At 72.2% G+C, this 16978-nt stretch carries 18 protein-coding genes; 10 read left to right on the forward strand and 8 right to left on the reverse strand.

Annotation, left to right across the window (positions count from 1 at the left end):
- Positions 1–60: 60 nt before the first annotated feature.
- Together murA and nadA are read right to left on the reverse strand one after the other, a co-directional pair.
- Positions 61–1416, reverse strand: coding sequence for a UDP-N-acetylglucosamine 1-carboxyvinyltransferase (gene murA, locus ACTMS9_RS08415; RefSeq protein WP_088961029.1), 1356 nt, complete (start codon positions 1414–1416; stop codon positions 61–63).
- A gap of 233 nt (positions 1417–1649) precedes the next feature.
- On the reverse strand, positions 1650–2849 hold the full coding sequence (gene nadA, locus ACTMS9_RS08420) for a quinolinate synthase NadA (protein ID WP_441164621.1): 1200 nt from the start codon (positions 2847–2849) through the stop codon (positions 1650–1652).
- Between the two features lie 68 nt (positions 2850–2917).
- On the opposite strand from nadA, the gene ACTMS9_RS08425 reads away from it, so the two are divergent.
- The 4 genes from ACTMS9_RS08425 (at position 2918) to ACTMS9_RS08440 (ending at position 6260) form a co-directional block, all read left to right on the forward strand.
- On the forward strand, positions 2918–4054 hold the full coding sequence (locus ACTMS9_RS08425) for a glycerate kinase family protein (protein WP_441145351.1): 1137 nt from the start codon (positions 2918–2920) through the stop codon (positions 4052–4054).
- Positions 4055–4227: 173 nt separating this feature from the next.
- Positions 4228–4596, forward strand: coding sequence for an iron-sulfur cluster insertion protein ErpA (erpA, locus tag ACTMS9_RS08430; protein ID WP_088961031.1), 369 nt, complete (start codon positions 4228–4230; stop codon positions 4594–4596).
- A gap of 183 nt (positions 4597–4779) precedes the next feature.
- A complete protein-coding gene (locus ACTMS9_RS08435) occupies positions 4780–5757 on the forward strand; it encodes a carbohydrate kinase family protein (RefSeq protein ID WP_210776408.1) in 978 nt (325 codons plus the stop codon).
- A complete protein-coding gene (locus ACTMS9_RS08440; RefSeq protein WP_441145348.1) occupies positions 5754–6260 on the forward strand; it encodes an AAA family ATPase in 507 nt (168 codons plus the stop codon). The genes ACTMS9_RS08435 and ACTMS9_RS08440 overlap by 4 nt, the downstream gene beginning before the upstream one ends.
- 49 nt (positions 6261–6309) lie before the next feature.
- On the opposite strand, the gene ACTMS9_RS08445 is transcribed toward ACTMS9_RS08440, so the two are convergent.
- Both ACTMS9_RS08445 and ACTMS9_RS08450 read right to left on the reverse strand, forming a co-directional pair.
- Positions 6310–6537, reverse strand: a complete 228-nt coding sequence (locus ACTMS9_RS08445; protein WP_088961034.1) for a sulfurtransferase TusA family protein — start codon at positions 6535–6537, stop codon at positions 6310–6312.
- Complete coding sequence (locus ACTMS9_RS08450) at positions 6534–7685, reverse strand: cysteine desulfurase family protein (RefSeq protein WP_441145346.1); 1152 nt, start codon at positions 7683–7685, stop codon at positions 6534–6536. Before ACTMS9_RS08450 ends, ACTMS9_RS08445 begins: the two co-directional genes overlap by 4 nt.
- Before the next feature lie 170 nt (positions 7686–7855).
- Between ACTMS9_RS08450 and ctaC the strand changes: the two genes are divergently transcribed.
- Complete coding sequence (gene ctaC, locus ACTMS9_RS08455; protein ID WP_441145344.1) at positions 7856–8827, forward strand: aa3-type cytochrome oxidase subunit II; 972 nt, start codon at positions 7856–7858, stop codon at positions 8825–8827.
- 10 nt (positions 8828–8837) lie between these two features.
- Entirely contained in the window at positions 8838–9266 is a 429-nt protein-coding gene (locus tag ACTMS9_RS08460; protein WP_441145342.1) for a cytochrome c oxidase subunit 4, read from the forward strand.
- A 185-nt stretch (positions 9267–9451) separates the two neighbouring features.
- Here ACTMS9_RS08460 and ACTMS9_RS08465 read toward each other — a convergent pair whose 3' ends face one another.
- From ACTMS9_RS08465 to ACTMS9_RS08480, 4 genes are all read right to left on the reverse strand, one after another.
- Positions 9452–9664 carry a hypothetical protein gene (locus ACTMS9_RS08465; protein WP_357616437.1) on the reverse strand — a complete coding sequence of 71 codons (213 nt, stop codon included), beginning with the start codon at positions 9662–9664 and terminating at the stop codon, positions 9452–9454.
- Positions 9665–9781: 117 nt separating this feature from the next.
- Positions 9782–10828 (reverse strand): anthranilate phosphoribosyltransferase, encoded by a 1047-nt coding sequence (trpD, locus tag ACTMS9_RS08470; protein WP_441145340.1) that lies wholly within the window; start codon positions 10826–10828, stop codon positions 9782–9784.
- 89 nt (positions 10829–10917) lie between these two features.
- Positions 10918–11313 carry a hypothetical protein gene (locus ACTMS9_RS08475; RefSeq protein ID WP_154943960.1) on the reverse strand — a complete coding sequence of 132 codons (396 nt, stop codon included), beginning with the start codon at positions 11311–11313 and terminating at the stop codon, positions 10918–10920.
- A 106-nt stretch (positions 11314–11419) separates the two neighbouring features.
- The gene (locus tag ACTMS9_RS08480; RefSeq protein ID WP_441164715.1) at positions 11420–12397 is read right to left on the reverse strand and encodes a cytochrome c oxidase assembly protein; all 978 of its coding nucleotides are present in this window, start codon (positions 12395–12397) and stop codon (positions 11420–11422) included.
- A 126-nt stretch (positions 12398–12523) separates the two neighbouring features.
- Between ACTMS9_RS08480 and ctaE the strand changes: the two genes are divergently transcribed.
- From ctaE to qcrB, 4 genes are all read left to right on the forward strand, one after another.
- On the forward strand, positions 12524–13123 hold the full coding sequence (gene ctaE, locus ACTMS9_RS08485; RefSeq protein WP_280841517.1) for an aa3-type cytochrome oxidase subunit III: 600 nt from the start codon (positions 12524–12526) through the stop codon (positions 13121–13123).
- A gap of 72 nt (positions 13124–13195) precedes the next feature.
- A complete protein-coding gene (gene qcrC / locus ACTMS9_RS08490) occupies positions 13196–14029 on the forward strand; it encodes a cytochrome bc1 complex diheme cytochrome c subunit (RefSeq protein ID WP_280841516.1) in 834 nt (277 codons plus the stop codon).
- Positions 14030–14096: 67 nt separating this feature from the next.
- Positions 14097–15185, forward strand: coding sequence for a cytochrome bc1 complex Rieske iron-sulfur subunit (gene qcrA, locus ACTMS9_RS08495; protein ID WP_441145335.1), 1089 nt, complete (start codon positions 14097–14099; stop codon positions 15183–15185).
- Positions 15182–16810: a cytochrome bc1 complex cytochrome b subunit gene (qcrB, locus tag ACTMS9_RS08500; RefSeq protein ID WP_441145333.1), complete on the forward strand. Its 1629-nt coding sequence runs from the start codon at positions 15182–15184 to the stop codon at positions 16808–16810. The genes qcrA and qcrB overlap by 4 nt, the downstream gene beginning before the upstream one ends.
- The last annotated feature ends 168 nt before the right edge of the window (positions 16811–16978 follow it).

The raw sequence follows: 16978 nt of genomic DNA on the forward strand, positions 1-16978 counted from the left end.
ACGGCGCCCGGTGCACATCACGGTGCACCGGGCGCTCGTTCGGAGCTCAGGGGAGTTCGGTTACGGCCGCTCGACGTGCGCGCCCAGGCTGGCCAGCTTCGCCTCGAAGTCCTCGTAACCGCGGTTGATCAGGTCGACGCCGTACACCCGGGAGGTGCCCTCGGCGGCGAGCGCCGCGATCAGGTGGCTGAACCCGGCGCGCAGGTCCGGGATGACCAGGTCGGCCGCGTGCAGCTTGCTCGGCCCGGCGATCACCGCGGAGTGCTTGAAGTTGCGCCGGCCGAAGCGGCACGGGGTGCCGCCCAGGCAGTCCCGGTAGACCTGGATGTTGGCGCCCATCGTGTTCAGCGCCTCGGTGTAGCCCAGCCGCTGCTCGTAGACCGTTTCGTGGACGATCGACAGGCCACGGGCCTGGGTCAGCGCGACGACCAGGGGCTGCTGCCAGTCGGTCATGAAGCCCGGGTGCACGTCGGTCTCCAGCGCCACGGCGTTGAGTTCGCCGCCCGGGTGCCAGAACCGGATGCCGCCCTCCTGGCCCGGGTCGCCGAGCTTCGGCGCGCGGGCGTCGGTCACCTCGTACGCGCCGCCGACCGAGCGGAAGATGTTCAGGAAGGTCATCATGTCGACCTGCTGGGCGCCGAGCACCTCGACGTGCCCGCGGGTGGCCAGCGCCGCCGCCGCCCAGCTCGCCGCCTCGATCCGGTCGGGGATCGGCCGGTGGGTGTAGCCGCTGAGCCGCTTGACGCCCTGGATCTCGATCACCCGGTCGGTGTGGACCTTGATGATCGCGCCCATCTTCTGCAGGATGCAGATCAGGTCGATGATCTCCGGCTCGACGGCGGCGTTGCGCAGCTCGGTGACGCCCTCGGCCATCACCGCGGTGAGCAGCACCTGCTCGGTCGCGCCCACGCTCGGGTACGGCAGCGCGAACTTGGTGCCGTGCAGCCCGTTCGGCGCCGACAGGTGCAGCCCCTCCGGGGTCTTCTCGACCGTCGCGCCGAACTCGCGCAGCGCCTGGAGGTGGAAGTCGATCGGGCGCGGCCCGATGTGGCAGCCGCCCAGGTCCGGGATGAAGGCGTGCCCGAGCCGGTGCAGCAGCGGGCCGCAGAACAGGATCGGGATCCGGCTGGAGCCCGCGTGCACGTTGATCTGGTCGGTGCTGGCGCTCTCGACGTTGGCCGGGTCGAAGACCAGCTCGCCCTCCTCCGCGCCGTCGGTGACCTTGACCCCGTGCAGGCCGAGCAGCCCGCGGACCACCTCGACGTCACGGATGCGCGGCACGTCGAACAGCCGGCTGGGGGTGTCGCCCAGCAGGGCGGCGACCATCGCCTTCGAGACCAGGTTCTTCGCGCCGCGCACGCGGATCCGCCCTTCCAGCGGCGTGCCTCCGTGTACGACCAGGACGTCGTCGGTCAACGCAACCTCCAGCGCGCGTCGGGTGGTGCTGTGTGTCGAGGGGGGTCTGGCTGTCCAGCTGTCGTGCCGGCTGTCCAGCTACCCGGAATGGGACCGGCGCAAAACGGTCCGCGATGTCGTTCGCCCCGGCAGCATAGCCCTCGGTGACGAAAATGGAATCGGTCACATCGCCAGGCACGGCACGAACCGGGGATTCCGGTGCGTTTCCGTACCAGCGATGTGACCGAGGGTGATCAGATGGCGGTCGGCGGCGGGGTGTCGGCACCCGGCAGCGCGAGCATCTGGTCCAGCGCCACCCGGGCGTGGTGCGCGGTTTCCGGGTCCACGGTGATCTGGTTGACCACCCGCCCGGCGACCAGCTCCTCCAGCGCCCAGACCAGGTGCGGCAGGTCGATCCGGTTCATCGTCGAGCAGTAGCAGACCGCCTTGTCCAGGAACATGATCTGCTTGTCCGGGTGGGCCAGCGCCAGCCGGCGGACCAGGTTCAGCTCGGTGCCGACCGCCCAGGCCGAGCCGGCCGGAGCCGCCTCGATGGTCTTGATGATGTATTCGGTGGAGCCCACGTGGTCGGCGGCCGTGACCACCTCGTGGCGGCACTCCGGGTGCACCAGCACGTTGACCCCGGGCACCCGCGCGCGCACGTCGTTGACGCTGTCGAGGGTGAACCGGCCGTGCACCGAGCAGTGCCCCCGCCAGAGGATCATCTTCGCGTCGCGCAGCTGCTGCGCGGTGAGCCCGCCGCCCGGCTTGTGCGGGTCGTACAGCACGCAGTCGTCCAGCGAGAGGCCCATCTCCAGCACCGCCGTGTTGCGGCCCAGGTGCTGGTCGGGCAGGAAGAGCACCTTCGACCCCTGCTGGTACGCCCAGTCCAGGGCGCGCTTGGCGTTCGACGAGGTGCAGACCACGCCGCCGTTGCGTCCGACGAAGCCCTTGATGTCGGCCGAGGAGTTCATGTACGTCACCGGGACGGTGTCCGCCGCGACGCCCAGCTCGGTCAGCACGTCCCAGGCGGTCTCGACCTGCGACAGCACCGCCATGTCCGCCATCGAGCAGCCGGCGGCCAGGTCGGGCAGGATCACCTTCTGCGCGTCCGAGGTGAGGATGTCGGCGCTCTCGGCCATGAAGTGCACGCCGCAGAAGACGATGTACTCCGCGTCCGGCCGGGCCGCCGCCTCCCGGGCCAGCTTGAACGAGTCGCCGGTCACGTCGGCGAACTGGATCACCTCGTCGCGCTGGTAGTGGTGACCCAGCACGAACACCTTGGTGCCGAGCGCAGCCTTCGCCGCCGCCGCCCGGGCCACCAGGTCGGGGTCGCTCGGCGCCGGCAGGTCGCCCGGACACTCCACGCCACGCTCGGTGGCGGGATCGCTGCCGCGGCCGAGGAGCAGCAGCGCAGTGGCGGTGTTGGAGGGTTCCACCCAGGTCGAAGTCACGCCTCCCATGGTCCCACAGCGTGGCTGCCGCGCAGCCTCCGCCGGTGTGGGCTGCCACACTGCCAGGCATGCGCGTGCTGCTCTGTCCGGACAAGTTCGCCGGCACCCTCGCCGCCCCGGAGGTCGCCGCCGCCGTCGCCGAGGGCTGGCGGGCCGTCGCCGCCGGCGACGAGCTGCTGATCCGACCGCTCGCCGACGGCGGGCCGGGCTTCGTCGCGGTGCTCGCCGACGCCCTCGGCGGGCGGCGGATCCCGGTGCCGACCGTCGACCCGCTCGGCCGGCCGGCCACCGGTGAGATCCTGCTCACCGACGACGGCACCGCCTACCTGGAGAGCGCCCAGGCCTGCGGGCTGCACCTGCTCTCCGCCGCCGAGCGGGACCCGAAGGCGACCACCTCGTACGGGCTGGGGGCGCTGGTCACCGCGGCCGTCGAGCACGGGGCGCGCACGGTGGTGGTCGGGCTGGGCGGCTCCGGCACCAACGACGGCGGGGCCGGCCTGCTCACCGCGCTCGGCGCGACGCCGCTGGACGACGCCGGCCGGGCCCTGCCGTACGGCGGGGCGGCGCTGGCCGCGGTCGCCACCCTCGACGGCGCGCCCCGGCTGCGCGGGGCCACCCTGGTCGCCGCCACCGACGTCGACAGCCCGCTGCTCGGGCTGCACGGCGCGAGCAACGTCTACGGCCCGCAGAAGGGCGCCACCAGGGCGGACGTGCTGCTGCTCGACGCCGCGCTGGAGCGCTGGGCGGCGGTGCTCGAACGGGACCTGCCCGGCTGCCCACCCGGACTGGGCGCGCTCCCGGGCGGCGGCGCGGCCGGCGGCCTCGGCGCGGCGATCCTCGCCCTGGGCGGACGCTGCGAGTCCGGCATCGACCTGGTGACCCGGGCGATCGGGCTGGACGCCGCCCTCGACGCCACCGACCTGGTGATCACCGGGGAGGGGTCCTTCGACCACCAGTCGCTGCGCGGCAAGGTGGTCGCCGGGGTGGCCGGGGCCGCCCGCGACCGCGGGGTGCCCTGCGTGGTGCTGGCGGGGCGGGTGAGCACGGGGCGGCGGGAGGCCGCCTCGGTCGGCGTCACCGAGACGTACAGCCTGGTGGAGCACTTCGGCGGGGAGGAACGCGGCGGCGTCGAGGCCGCGATGAGCCGCCCGGCCGAGGGGCTACGGGCGCTGGGCGCCCGGCTGGCCGGGCAGTGGAGCCGGTGAGCACCCGGCCGGAGGTGCGGACCTGCGGCGCGGGTGACGACCGTCTGGTCACGCCCCCGGGTCGCGCCGGCCGGGACGGCGTACGATCGGATCTGGACCACACCGGGAATCACTGGACGACGCGCGACGTTGGCCAGTGCGTCCGGACCCATACCGCGCAGGGAGATTTCCACGTGACCACGCCAGCGCAGACCGAGTCGACCGAGGCCCAGGCCCCTACTTCCGTCGTCCTCACCGACGTCGCGGCGCAGAAGGTCAAGGCCCTGATCGAGCAGGAGGGCCGCGACGACCTGCGGCTCCGGGTCGCGGTGCAGCCGGGCGGCTGCTCCGGCCTGCGGTACCAGCTGTTCTTCGACGAGCGGTCGCTCGACGGTGACGTCGTCACCGACTTCGACGGTGTCGAGGTCGTCGTCGACCGGATGAGCGCCCCCTACCTGGCCGGCGCCACCATCGACTTCGCCGACCGGATCGACGCCCAGGGCTTCACCATCGACAACCCCAACGCGGGCAGCTCCTGCGCCTGCGGCGACTCGTTCAGCTGAGTCGACCAGCACCTGCGTCCGGCGGGGCCGTCCTTCGGGGCGGCCCCGCCGCCGTCTGTGCGCCTCCGCGGGGGGTGACGTCCGGATGAGCGGCGGGTGGCGCATTGTCGACCGACCCTGGACCGGCTCCCGGGGCGGCCCGGTAGGCTGACCGGCGCCGTGCTCCCGACCCCGAGGGTTGACATGAAGATCGCCGTGACCGGCTCGATCGCGACCGACCACCTGATGAGCTTCCCCGGTCGCTTCGCCGACCAGCTCATCGCCGACCAGCTGCACAAGGTGTCGCTGTCGTTCCTCGTGGACGACCTGGTGCTGCGTCGCGGCGGGGTGGCCGCCAACATCGCCTTCGGCATGGCGCAGCTCGGGCTGCGCCCGGTGCTGCTCGGGGCGGTCGGCGCCGACTTCGCCGACTACCGCTCCTGGCTGGAGCGGCACGGCGTCGACTGCGAGTCGGTGCACGTCAGCGAGGTGGCGCACACCGCCCGGTTCGTCTGCACCACGGACACCGACATGTGCCAGATCGCCTCCTTCTACGCCGGGGCGATGAGCGAGGCCCGCAACATCGAGCTGTCCCCGGTGGCCCAGCGCCTCGGCGGTCTCGACCTGGTGCTGGTCAGCGCCAACGACCCGGAGGCGATGATCCGCCACTCCGCCGAGTGCCGGGAGCGCGGGTACGCCTTCGTCGCCGACCCGTCCCAGCAGCTCGCCCGGATGGACGGCGCGGACGTGATCGGCCTGATCGACGGCGCCGACTACCTGATGACCAACGACTACGAGAAGTCCCTGCTGCAGAGCAAGGCCGGCCTCACCGACGAGCAGCTGCTCGACCGGGTGAAGGTGCGGGTCACCACGCTGGGCAAGGACGGCGCGGAGATCGCCGGCCGGGACTTCGGGACGATCCACGTGCCGATCGCCCGGGAGATCCAGGCGGTCGACCCGACCGGCGTCGGCGACGGCTTCCGGGCCGGTTTCTTCGCCGCGCTCTCCTGGGGCCTCGGCCTGGAGCGGGCCGCGCAGGTCGGCTCGCTGCTGGCCACCCTGGTGCTGGAGACCGTCGGCACCCAGGAGTACGACGTCCGCCGCGACCTGTTCGTGAAGCGCCTGGCCGAGTCGTACGGCGACGCCGCCGCCGAGGACGTGCGGCCGTACCTGCTGCCGTGAGGCCCGTCCTGGTCGCGTTCGCCGGCCTGCCGGCGGTGGGCAAGAGCACCCTCGCCCGGCGGGTCGGCGCGGCGCTGGGCGCGCCCGTGCTGCCGGTGGACCCGGTCGAGCGGGCGCTGGCCCACCACGGGCTGGTCGGCGACGTGCCCGGGATGGCGGCGTACCAGGCGGTGGCGGGGCTGGCCGAGGTGCAGTTGGGGCTCGGCCTGACCGTGGTGGTCGACGCGGTCAACCCGGTGGCCAGCGCCCGCGGCCTCTGGCACGACCTGGCCGAGCGGGCCGGGGTGCCGCTACGGCTGATCGAGGTGCACTGCGGCGACGAGGCGGAGCACCGCCGCCGGGTCGAGGCGCGGCTGCCCGCCGAGCCCGACCCGCTGCTCCCCACCTGGGACCAGACCCTGCTCCGCCGCGCCGAGTACGAGCCGGTCATCGGCCCCCGCCTCGTGGTCGACACCGCCGTGGACCTGGACCCCCTCCCCGCCATCCTCACCTACCTGACCTGACCCCGGCGCCCCCCTCAAAGTGCACAGGTCTGGGGGTGGGGGGAGGGGGTCAGTGGGTGCGGCGGACGTCGTAGGCGGTGGTGTCGGGGTGGGCGGCGACGAAGTCCTGGGCGCGCATGCGGCACCAGGCCGGGATGTCGACGGCGGCGGCCGGGTCGTCGGCCAGGACGCGCAGCACCGCGCCGACGGGCAGCTCGGGCAGGCGGCGGGCCAGCGCGATGACCGGCAGCGGGCAGCGCTGGCCCCGGCAGTCGAGCACCTCCGTGGGGTCGGTCACAGCCCCACCACCCCCGCCTCGGCGCGCAGTTCGGCGACGATCCCGGGCAGCTCGGCCAGGAACCGCTCGACGTCCGCCTCGGTCGTCTCCCGGTGCAGCGAGACCCGCACGTTGCCGTGCGAGAGCACCCCCATCGCCTCCAGCACGTGCGACGGGCGCAACGTCGAGGAGGTGCAGGAGGAGCCGGAGGAGACCGCGAAGCCGCGTCGGTCCAGCGCGTGCAGCAGCACCTCGCCGTCGACGTAGAGGCAGGAGAAGGTGACCAGGTGGGGGAGCCGGTCGCTCGCGTCGCCGACCACCTCCACGTCCGGCACCTCGGCCGCCACCCGGGCTCGGATCCGGTCCACCAGCGGCGCCAGCCGGGCCGCCTCGGCCGCGGCGTCGGCCGCCGCCGCGCGCAGGCTCGCCGCCGCCGCCACCACCGCCGGCAGGTTGACCACCCCCGGGGTACGCCCCGACTCCCGCTCGTCGGCCGGCCAGGGCGACTCCCACCGGGTGCCCTTGCGCACCACCAGCAGCCCCACCCCGGGTGGCCCACCCCACTTGTGCGCGCTGGCGGTCAGCACCGACCAGCCCGCCGGCACCGGCGCCCGCCCCACCACCTGGGCCGCGTCGACGTACAGCGGGACACCCGCGTCGGCGCACTCGGCGGCCGCCCGCGCCACCGGCTGGACCGTGCCCACCTCGTGGCTGGCGGCGATCAGCGCGGCCAGCGCGACCCCGGGGGCCCGTACCGCGTCGGACCAGGCGGACAGGTCGAGCCGGCCGAGCCGGTCCACCGGCACGGCGACCGCGGCGCCACCACCGGCCACGTGCCGCTCGGCGGCGTGCAGCACCGCGGAGTGCTCGATCGTCGAGTGCACCAGCGTCGCCCCGACCCGCCGCCGACCGGCCAGGCCACCCAGCACCGCCCCGTGCGCCGCGGTCGTACCGCTGGGGGTGAAGGAGAGCTCGTCGGCGCGGACCCCGAGCGTGGCCGCGGTGGCCTCGCGGGCGGCGTCGAGGAGCTGGCGGGCCCGGCGGGCCTGGGTGTACAGCCTGGCCGGGTCGGCCCAGCCGTCGTCGAGGGCGGCGAGCAGCGCCTGCCGGGCGACCGGGTGCAGCGGCGCGGCGGTGGCGGCATCCAGGTAGACGGGGGTAGGGCTCACGACAGCCCACGCTATCGGGTCGGTATGCCCACGAGCCCCCCGATGGGGGCGCACAGTGACCCCAACACGGTCGAGCCCGTCATGGTCGAGTAATCTGCGACCGTCGGTGACGCCTTTGCCGTCGGTGCTTCAGGGAAACCCACCGCGGCGCGCTAGGGAGGCAGGACCAGGTGGTCGCAAGGAGTTCGGAGGTACGGCCCTCGGCCGTACGGCACAGCGCTTCCCCAGGAGCCGGTGGGCGCCGGCGGCGTGGTGCTGGTCGACTCGCCGGGCTCGGTCTCGGCGGAGCGGCGCTGCTGGTTCTGCTCACCGGCTGCAACGTCGGCAGCGCGGTCGACGGCTTCGGCTGGCCGCAGGGCGGCATCTCGCCGGAGTCGCACCGGATGTACGACCTGTGGATCGCCTCCTGCATCGCCGCGCTCGCGGTCGGCGTCTTCGTCTGGGGCCTGATCTTCTGGTGCGTCGTGCGCTACCGCAAGCGGGGCAACGAGCTGCCGGTGCAGACCCGGTACAACCTGCCGATGGAGTTCCTCTACACCATCGCGCCGATCCTGATCGTCTCCGTGCTCTTCTACTACACGGCGGTCGTGCAGACCGATGTGGTGCGGATTACGAAGAACCCCGACGTGACCGTCGAGGTCGTCGCGTTCAAGTGGAACTGGCAGTTCAACTACCGCGACGGTCAGGGCCCCGAGGCGAACACCGTGGCGTCGGTGCTGGGCACCAGCGAGGTCATCCCGGTGCTGGTCCTGCCGACCGACCGGTCGATCCGCTTCGAGGAGACCAGCCGCGACGTCATCCACTCGTTCTGGGTGCCGGAGCTGCTGTTCAAGCGGGACGTCATGCCGGGCAACGTCCGCAACGTCTTCGAGATCTCCAAGCTCGAGTCCGAGGGCGCGTACGTCGGCCGGTGCGCCGAGCTCTGCGGCAGCTACCACGCCTTCATGAACTTCGAGCTGCGCGTCGTCTCCCCCGAGAAGTACGACCAGTTCCTGGCGGCCAAGCGGGACGGCAAGTCGACGCAGGAGGCGCTCAGCGCCATCGGCGAGGACCCGTACGCGAAGACCACCGAGCCGTTCAAGACGCGGCGCAACGTGGCCACCTTCAACCCCGACAAGTCGCACTCCGACCCGAGGAACTGAGGGAGCCGACATGAAGACCGAGTGGCGTATTTTCCTGGTTATCGCCGCGTTCCTGCTCGGCGCGACGGTGCTCTACGGCGTCTGGACCTGGGGTGACTCGGGCGGCCGGGTCGAGTGGGTCGGCACCGTGGCCCTGCTGCTGTCGTTCCTGCTCTGCGCGATGTGCGGCGGCTTCTTCTGGTTCGTCTCCCGCCGGATCGACCTGCGGCCGGAGGACCGGCCGGACGGCGAGATCGCCGACGGCGCGGGCGAGATCGGCTTCTTCAGCCCGGGCAGCTACTGGCCGTTCGGCCTGGCGCTGGCCGCCGCGGTGGCCGGCATGGGCCTGGTGTACTGGCAGTTCTGGCTGGTGGGCGTCGGCCTGGTCGCGGTCATCTTCGCCGCGTGCGGCCTGCTCTTCGAGTACTACACCGGCACCCGGCGTACCGCCGAGCACTGATCCGACGGCTTCGCCCGTAGGCCCGCGTCCCGCTCCGGGACGCGGGCCTACGCGTGTTCCGACCCCCTGAGTCGTCCACGACATCAGGTCGACAGGATCGGTGAGCCGAGGGTGCGGTTGCCGGCGGGGCCAACGGCCCGGCGGGCACGGCGAGTGAGAGCGCGCGATGAGGGCGGGGCCGCGGGTCAGGCCGCGCGGCGGCCCGACCGGGATGTCGCCCGTGGGCGCCGGTCGGCCAGGCGCGGGGCGTGAAAGGCGAAGGTGGCGATCAGCACGGCCGCGCCGCAGCCGGTGCAGATCAGCTCGGGGCAGTCGAGGTCGTGACCGTCGACGCAGGGCGGGACCTCGAACGGCTGCACGCCCTCGCAGGTGTCGCAGTAGAGCTCGCGGTCCGACACGGGCGTCTCCTCTCGCTCCGGTGCCCGCCGACGACCATCGGAGCCATCGGCGGAAAACGGAAAATTACTCCCGTGTAGTTTGGCACGCCCCTCCGACAGTTCCGCCGCGCCACCCGCTCAGAGGCTGCGGGCCACCTCGACCCAGCGCTCCAGGACGGCGGCCGCCGCGCCCGAGTCGATCGACTCGGCGGCCCGGCCCAGCCCGGCCCGCAGCGCCTCGGTCAGGTCGCCGTCCAGCGGCCCCTGGGTGGCCAGCGCGGCGGCGGAGTTGACCAGCACGGCGTCCCGCACCGGGCCGGTCTCCCCGGCCAGCAGCCGGCGGGCCACCCCGGCGTTGTACGCCGCGTCCCCGCCCCGCAGGTCGGCCAGGGTGGACCGGGGCACCCCGAGGTCCGTCGCGTCCAGCACGGCCTCTCTGACGGTGCCCTGCTGGGCCACCCAGACCCGGGTGGGGGCGGCGGTGGTGAACTCGTCCAGGCCGTCCTCGCCGCGCATCACGATCGCCGAGTCGCCCCGCCCGGCGAAGACGGCGGCCATCACCGGTGCCATCCGCGCGTCGAAGCAGCCCACCGCGCCGGCCCGGGGACGGGCCGGGTTGGTCAGCGGGCCGAGGAAGTTGAAGAAGGTGGGTACGCCGATCTCGCGGCGGACCGGGCCGGCGTGCCGCATCCCCGGGTGGAACCGGCCGGCGAAGCAGAACCCGATCCCGGCCTCCTCGACGCAGCGGGCGACCTGCTCGGGCGCCAGGTCCAGCGGCACGCCGAGGAACTCCAGCAGGTCGGCGGTGCCGCAGAGCGAGGAGGCGGCGCGGTTGCCGTGCTTGACCACCCGGACCCCGGCGCCGGCCACCACCAGCGCGGTCATCGTGGAGATGTTCACCGTGTGGGCGAGGTCACCGCCGGTGCCGACCACGTCCAGCGCGGTGCGCCGCAGCTCCTCGGGCAGCTCGACCGGCACCGCCCGGCCGAGCATCGCCTGCACCAGGCCGGCCAGCTCGGCGGGGGTCTCGCCCTTGGCCCGCAGCGCCACCGCGAAGCCGGCGACCTGGGACGGGGCGGCCGCGCCGGTCATGATCTCGTCCATCGCCCACGCGGTGTCCGCGGTGGAGAGCTCGTCGCCGCGCAGCAGCGCGTTGAGCAGGTGCGGCCAGGTCCGTTCGCCCATGGTGGGCCTCCCGAGCGGGCGTGGGTGCGGGTGGGACGGGGGCGGCGCCCGTCAGCCCGGGCGCCGGAGGCGCCGCCGAGCGCGCAGACTCAGGCGGCGGCGTGCGTACGCAGCAGTTCGGCGACCGTGGTGCCGGTGGTCACCGGGTCGAGCGGGTGCACCAGCGTGGCGTCGACCTGCGCGTACGCGGCGAGCCATCGGTCGGCGGAGCGGGCGATGACCACGCAGGTGGGCGGGGCGTCGTCCCGGTCGTCCTTGATCTGGCGGGCGATGCCGATGCCGCCGCCCGGGCTGGCCTCGCCGTCGAGCAGCATGAGGTCGATCTCGTAGTCGTCGACCAGTCGGATGCACTCGGCGTACGTGGCGGCCTCGACGAACTCGATCTCGAGGCCGGGCGCCGGGCGGGTGCCGACGGCCAGCCGCATCCGGTCACGGACCTGCGGGTCGTCGCTGTAGAGCAGGACGGTGCACTGACGATCGCTCATCGCTGGACTGGCTCCCACCTCGTAGCTGCCCGCTGATGGTACCCGCCGGTGTGGCGTACCCGACATCCCGCCCGGCCGGGCGGCGCGGACGCCGCGTCGGCGCAGCTCAGGCCGGGCTGCCCGGAGCGGGGGTCGCGGTCGCTGCGGTGGCGGCGGCGTCGGCGGCGCGGTCGCGGGCCTCCTGGCGGTCCAGCTCGCGGTCGAGCCGGCGGGCCTCCCGCTCGGACTGCCGGATCCACTGCACGACCAGCACCGCGAGCATCGTCACACTGACGAACTCGCCGCCGGCCCAGAGGATGCCGCCGGCGACCACCTGGTCGTTCCAGGGGTTCGACCAGGACAGGTTGAGCGACGGGTACCAGTCGCCGCCGAGCAGCGTGGTGCTCTGCATGATGGTGAGGCCGAGCACCGTGTGGAACGGCACGGAGAGCAGCATGAGCAACGCCCGCGCCGGGTACGGCCACCGCCCCGGCAGCGGGTCGAGGCCGAGCAGCGGCCAGAAGAACACGCAGCCGGTGGCGATGAAGTGCGCGTGCACCAGCTCGTGCGCCCAGGCGTGCTCCAGCGTGTAGTGGTAGAGGCCACTGAAGTAGAGCGCGAACGGGTTCACCACGAAGATGCTGAACGCCACCAGCGGGAAGCTGTAGACCTTCGCGACCCGGCTGTGCACGATCGCCAGCAGCCGCTTGCGGGGGCGTACCGGCAGGGTGCGCAGGGCCAGGGTGACCGGGGCGCCCAGGGCGAGGAAGATCGGCGCGATCATCGACAGCACCATGTGCTGGACCATGTGCACCGACAGCAGCGCCGTGTCGTACGCGTGCAGGCCGCTGACCGTGACCGCGGCGATGCCGCCCAGGCCCGGGCCGAGGAAGCAGATCGTCCGGAGGACCGGCCAGGCGTCCCCGCGCAGCCGCAACCGGTAGACCCCGTAGAGGTAGAGTCCGGCGGCCAGCACCAGCCCGAGGGCGAGCCAGCTGTCCAGCCGGGTCTCGGTGAAGACCCGGGTGACGGTGAACGGCGGCGGGACGGCCTCGCCTCCGGCGGCGAGGACCGCCGACGGGCCCGCCGAGGTCGCGGCGAAGATCGAATTGACGTGCAGCACGCTTTTCAGGCTAGGCCAGGCGAACCGGACCACCACGATCGGGCCATCCCCCGCCCGGGTTTGGCCCCCCGCTGATCGCCCGCCCCGGTCAAGGGCAATAATGACCGCGTGACTGCGGCCCCAGCCATTGACAAGAGCCGGATCCACTCCCTGACCCGACCCAACATGGTCAGCGTCGGGACGATCGTGTGGCTCTCCAGCGAACTCATGTTCTTCGCGGCGCTGTTCGCGATGTACTTCTCCATCCGCGCGGCGGCGCCGGAGCAGTGGGAGAAGCACACCGAGCACCTCAACATCCCCTACGCGACCACCTTCACGGTGATCCTGGTGTTGTCCTCGGTGACCTGCCAGCTCGGTGTCTTCGCGGCGGAGAAGGGCGACGTCCACGCCCTGCGGCGTTGGTTCACGATCACCTTCGTGATGGGCCTGATCTTCGTGCTCGGCCAGGTGAACGAGTACCGCACCCTGGTGCACGAGGGCGTGAAGATCAACGAAGACGGTTACGGGTCGATGTTCTACCTCACCACCGGCTTCCACGGCCTGCACGTGACCGGCGGCCTGATCGCCTTCGTCATCTTCATGATCCGCACCACCATGGGCCGGTTCACTCCGGCGCAGGCCACCTCGGCGATCGTCGTGTCGTACTACTGGCACTTCGTCGACGTGGTGTGGATCGGGCTCTACGCCATGATCTACTGGCTCCAGTGATCTTGGCGCGTCACGAACCGCGCCGCTGCTCCGTCCCCTGAGACAAGGTCCAACCGGTTAAGGACACAGGTCATGACTTCTGACAACGACCGCCGACGCGGTCTGCTCGCGCGCCTGCGCGGGCGGCCCGTAGCGCGCAGCAGGGGCCGCCGCCGGCTGGGCGCCGCGGTCCGGCTGATCGCCGCGCTGACGCTGGCCGGCGGCGCCTACACCGTCTTCGCCCCTGGCGTGCAGGCGCAGGAAAACCCGCCGCTGACCGGCGCCGCCGCCGAGGGCAAGGCGCTGTTCGACGTGAGCTGCGTGACCTGCCACGGTCGCAACGCGCAGGGTGTCGACGGTCGTGGCCCGAGCCTGGTCGGCGTGGGCGCCGCCTCGGTCGAGTTCCAGGTGGCCACCGGCCGCATGCCGATGGCCCGACAGGAGGCCCAGGCCCAGCGCAAGCCCCCGGTCTTCACCGACGAGCAGGTGCGCCAGCTCGCCCAGTACGTCCAGGAGCTCGGTGGCGGCCCGCAGGTCCCCGAGGGTCACCTGCGTGAGGGCGCCGACCTGGCGACCGGCGGCGAGCTGTTCCGGATCAACTGCTCGCAGTGCCACGCCTTCGGTGGTGGCGGCGGGGCGCTCTCCTCGGGCAAGTTCGCCCCGAGCCTGCGCCCGGCCAGCGACCGGCAGATCTACGCCGCCATGCTGAGCGGCCCGCAGAACATGCCGGTGTTCGGCGACAACCAGATCACCCCGGAGCAGAAGGCGGACATCATCGCCTACATCCAGGAGACGCTGAAGCACGACCAGGACCAGGGTGGGTTCAACCTCGGCCGGTACGGCCCCTCCACCGAGGGTCTGGCGGCCTTCCTGTTCGGCATTGTCGCGCTGGTCTTCGCCAGCCTGTGGATTGCGGGCAAGTCGTGACCCGGTCGAACGTCAGTACCATTGCCGTGGTGCCGTGCGTCGGCACCGCCCGTAGCGAGGTGACGGCATGAGCACCCACACCGAGCACCAGGCCCCGCAGGGTCCGGAGCCGCTCGACGTCATGGACCCCCGGCTGTCCCGGTTCGACGTCGTCCTGGAGGGCGCGCGTCGGGACGACATCGAGATCGTCCACTACGAGGAGCAGGTCGCGCCGGGCAGCAAGGCCGAGCGCCGGCTGACCCGTACGGTCGCCAGCTTCTTCCTCCTCACCGGCCTCGCGGCCACCGCCTTCCTGGTCATCTACATCTGGTGGCCGTGGAAGTGGGAGGCCGGCCGCGGCGGTGACAAGTGGTACACCCCGCTGCTCGGCGTCACCCTGGGCGTCGCGCTCCTGGCCGTCGGCTTCGGCATCCTCACCTGGGGCAAGAAGCTGCTGCCCAAGGAGGTCTCGATCCAGGGCCGGCACGACCAGCCGGGGGCGCCGGAGGATCGCAAGATCACCGGGGAGACCATGCTCTACCTGGCCGACGAGATGGGCGTGCGGCGTCGTCCGCTGCTCGGCGTCTCGCTGGCGGCGGGCCTGCTGCCGGTGGGCGCGGTCGTCGCGGCCCCGCTGATCGGTGGCCTGATCTCGCAGCCGCACAAGAACAACCAGATGTTCACCACCGGCTTCGCGCCGGCCGAGGGCGGCCGCAAGATCCGGCTGGTCCGTGAGGACGGCCGGCCGATCCGCCCGGCCGACATCAGCGCCGGTGGCCAGCTGACCGTCTTCCCCGGCATCGAGCACGGCGTGAGCAACAAGCACGCCGACTCGCCGACCCTGCTGATCCACCTGCGCGAGACGGACGCCCAGGAGTCCCGCGAGGCCAACGCGCGGTTGGGCCGCCAGGACTTCATGTGGGGCAACTACGCGGCGTACTCCAAGATCTGCACGCACGCCGGCTGCCCGGCGAGCCTGTACGAGCAGCAGACCAACCGGCTGCTCTGCCCGTGCCACCAGTCGCAGTTCCTGATCACCGACAACGCCCGGCCCATCTTCGGTCCGGCCAGCCGTCGGCTGCCGCAGCTGCCGATCGAGGTGGACGAGGAGGGCTTCTTCGTGGCGAAGTCCGACTACACCGAAACCATCGGCCCCGACTTCTGGGAGCGGCCATGAAGCGCCGAAAGTTCGACGTAGCAGCGGTGCCGGCCAAGACGGCCGGGGCGGTGGACGACCGGTTCCAGGTGGCCACCCCACTGCGCAAGCTGCTCAACAAGGTCTTCCCGGACCACTGGTCCTTCCTGCTCGGCGAGATCGCGCTCTTCTCGTTCGTCGTGCTGCTGCTGACCGGTGTCTTCCTGACCTTCTTCTTCGAGCCGGCGATGACCGAGGTGATCTACGACGGCAGCTACGCCCCGCTGCGGGGCACGCCGATGTCCGCCGCGTACGCCTCCAGCCTGGACCTGTCGTTCGACGTCCGGGGCGGTCTGATCATGCGGCAGATGCACCACTGGGCGGCGCTGCTGTTCATGGCCTCGATCGTCGTGCACATGCTGCGGGTCTTCTTCACCGGCGCGTTCCGCAAGCCGCGTGAGACGAACTGGATCATCGGCTCGCTGCTGTTCTGGGTCGGCTTCCTGGCCGGCTTCACCGGCTACTCCCTGCCGGACGACGGCCTGTCCGGCACCGGTCTGCGGATCGCCTCGGCCATCATGCTGTCGATCCCGGTGATCGGCTCCTGGGTCACCTCGTCGATCTTCGGCGGGGAGTTCCCGGGCGAGATCATCATCAGCCGCTTCTTCATCGCCCACGTGCTGCTGATCCCGGGTCTGCTGGTGGCGCTGATCACTGTCCACCTGGGCCTGGTGTTCAAGCAGAAGCACACCCAGTGGCCCGGCCCCGGCCGGACCAACGAGAACGTGGTCGGCGAGCGGATGTTCCCGCGCTACGCGCTCAAGCAGGGCGGCTTCTTCATGGTCGTCTTCGGCGTGATCGCGCTGATGGGTGGCCTCTTCCAGATCAACCCGATCTGGTACTTCGGCCCGTACGAGGCGTGGGTGGTCTCGGCCGCCAGCCAGCCCGACTGGTACGTCATGTTCCTCGACGGCTCGACCCGACTCATGCCGGCCTGGGAGATCACCATCCCGATCGGCGACGGGTACGTCATCCCGCCGCTGTTCTGGCCGACGGTCGTGCTGCCGGGCATCCTGGTCGCGATCTCCCTGTTCTACCCGTTCATGGAGGCGCGGCACCTCAAGGACCGCAAGCACCACAACCTGCTCCAGCGGCCCCGGGACGTGCCGGCCCGGACCGCGGCGGGCGCCATGGCGGTGTCGTTCTTCGTGGTGCTGACCCTCTCCGGCGGCAACGACGTGATCGCGGACAAGTTCCAGATCAGCCTCAACGCGATGACCTGGGCGGGCCGGATCGGCCTGCTGGTGGTCCCGCCGCTGGCGTACTACGTGGCGTACCGGCTCTGCCTCGGTCTCCAGCAGCACGACCGGGAGGTGCTGGCCCACGGTGTGGAGACCGGCATCATCCGGCGCCTGCCGGACGGCCGGTTCGTCGAGGTCCACCAGCCGCTCAGCGCGGCCGACGGCCACGACGGGCACGGCGAGCTGGACTACGTCGGCTGGGTGGTGCCGAAGAAGATGAACCGGCTCGGGGCGCTCGGCCCGGCCATCCGGGGCTTCTTCTACCCGATCGAGAAGCCGGCCGAGGCGCCGGTCTCGCCGGGGCACCCGCCGGTCGAGCCCCGCCCCGAGCGGGAGGAGATCGGCAGCGGCGAGAGCCGTCGCTGACGACGTACCCCAATCGTGGCGCCCACCGGAGTTCTCCGGCGGGCGCCACGTCCATTTCCGCGACGTTCGTCCGGGTCCGCCCTGCCCACCCCGCGACCCGCCCACTGACGGGTGGAAACGCAGGAATAACCCCCGCCAGCCGGGTATCCGTGCGGTCCAACGTCAACG

The organism is Micromonospora sp. L31 (genome assembly GCF_052068075.1).
Taxonomy (GTDB): Bacteria; Actinomycetota; Actinomycetes; order Mycobacteriales; family Micromonosporaceae; genus Micromonospora; species Micromonospora purpureochromogenes.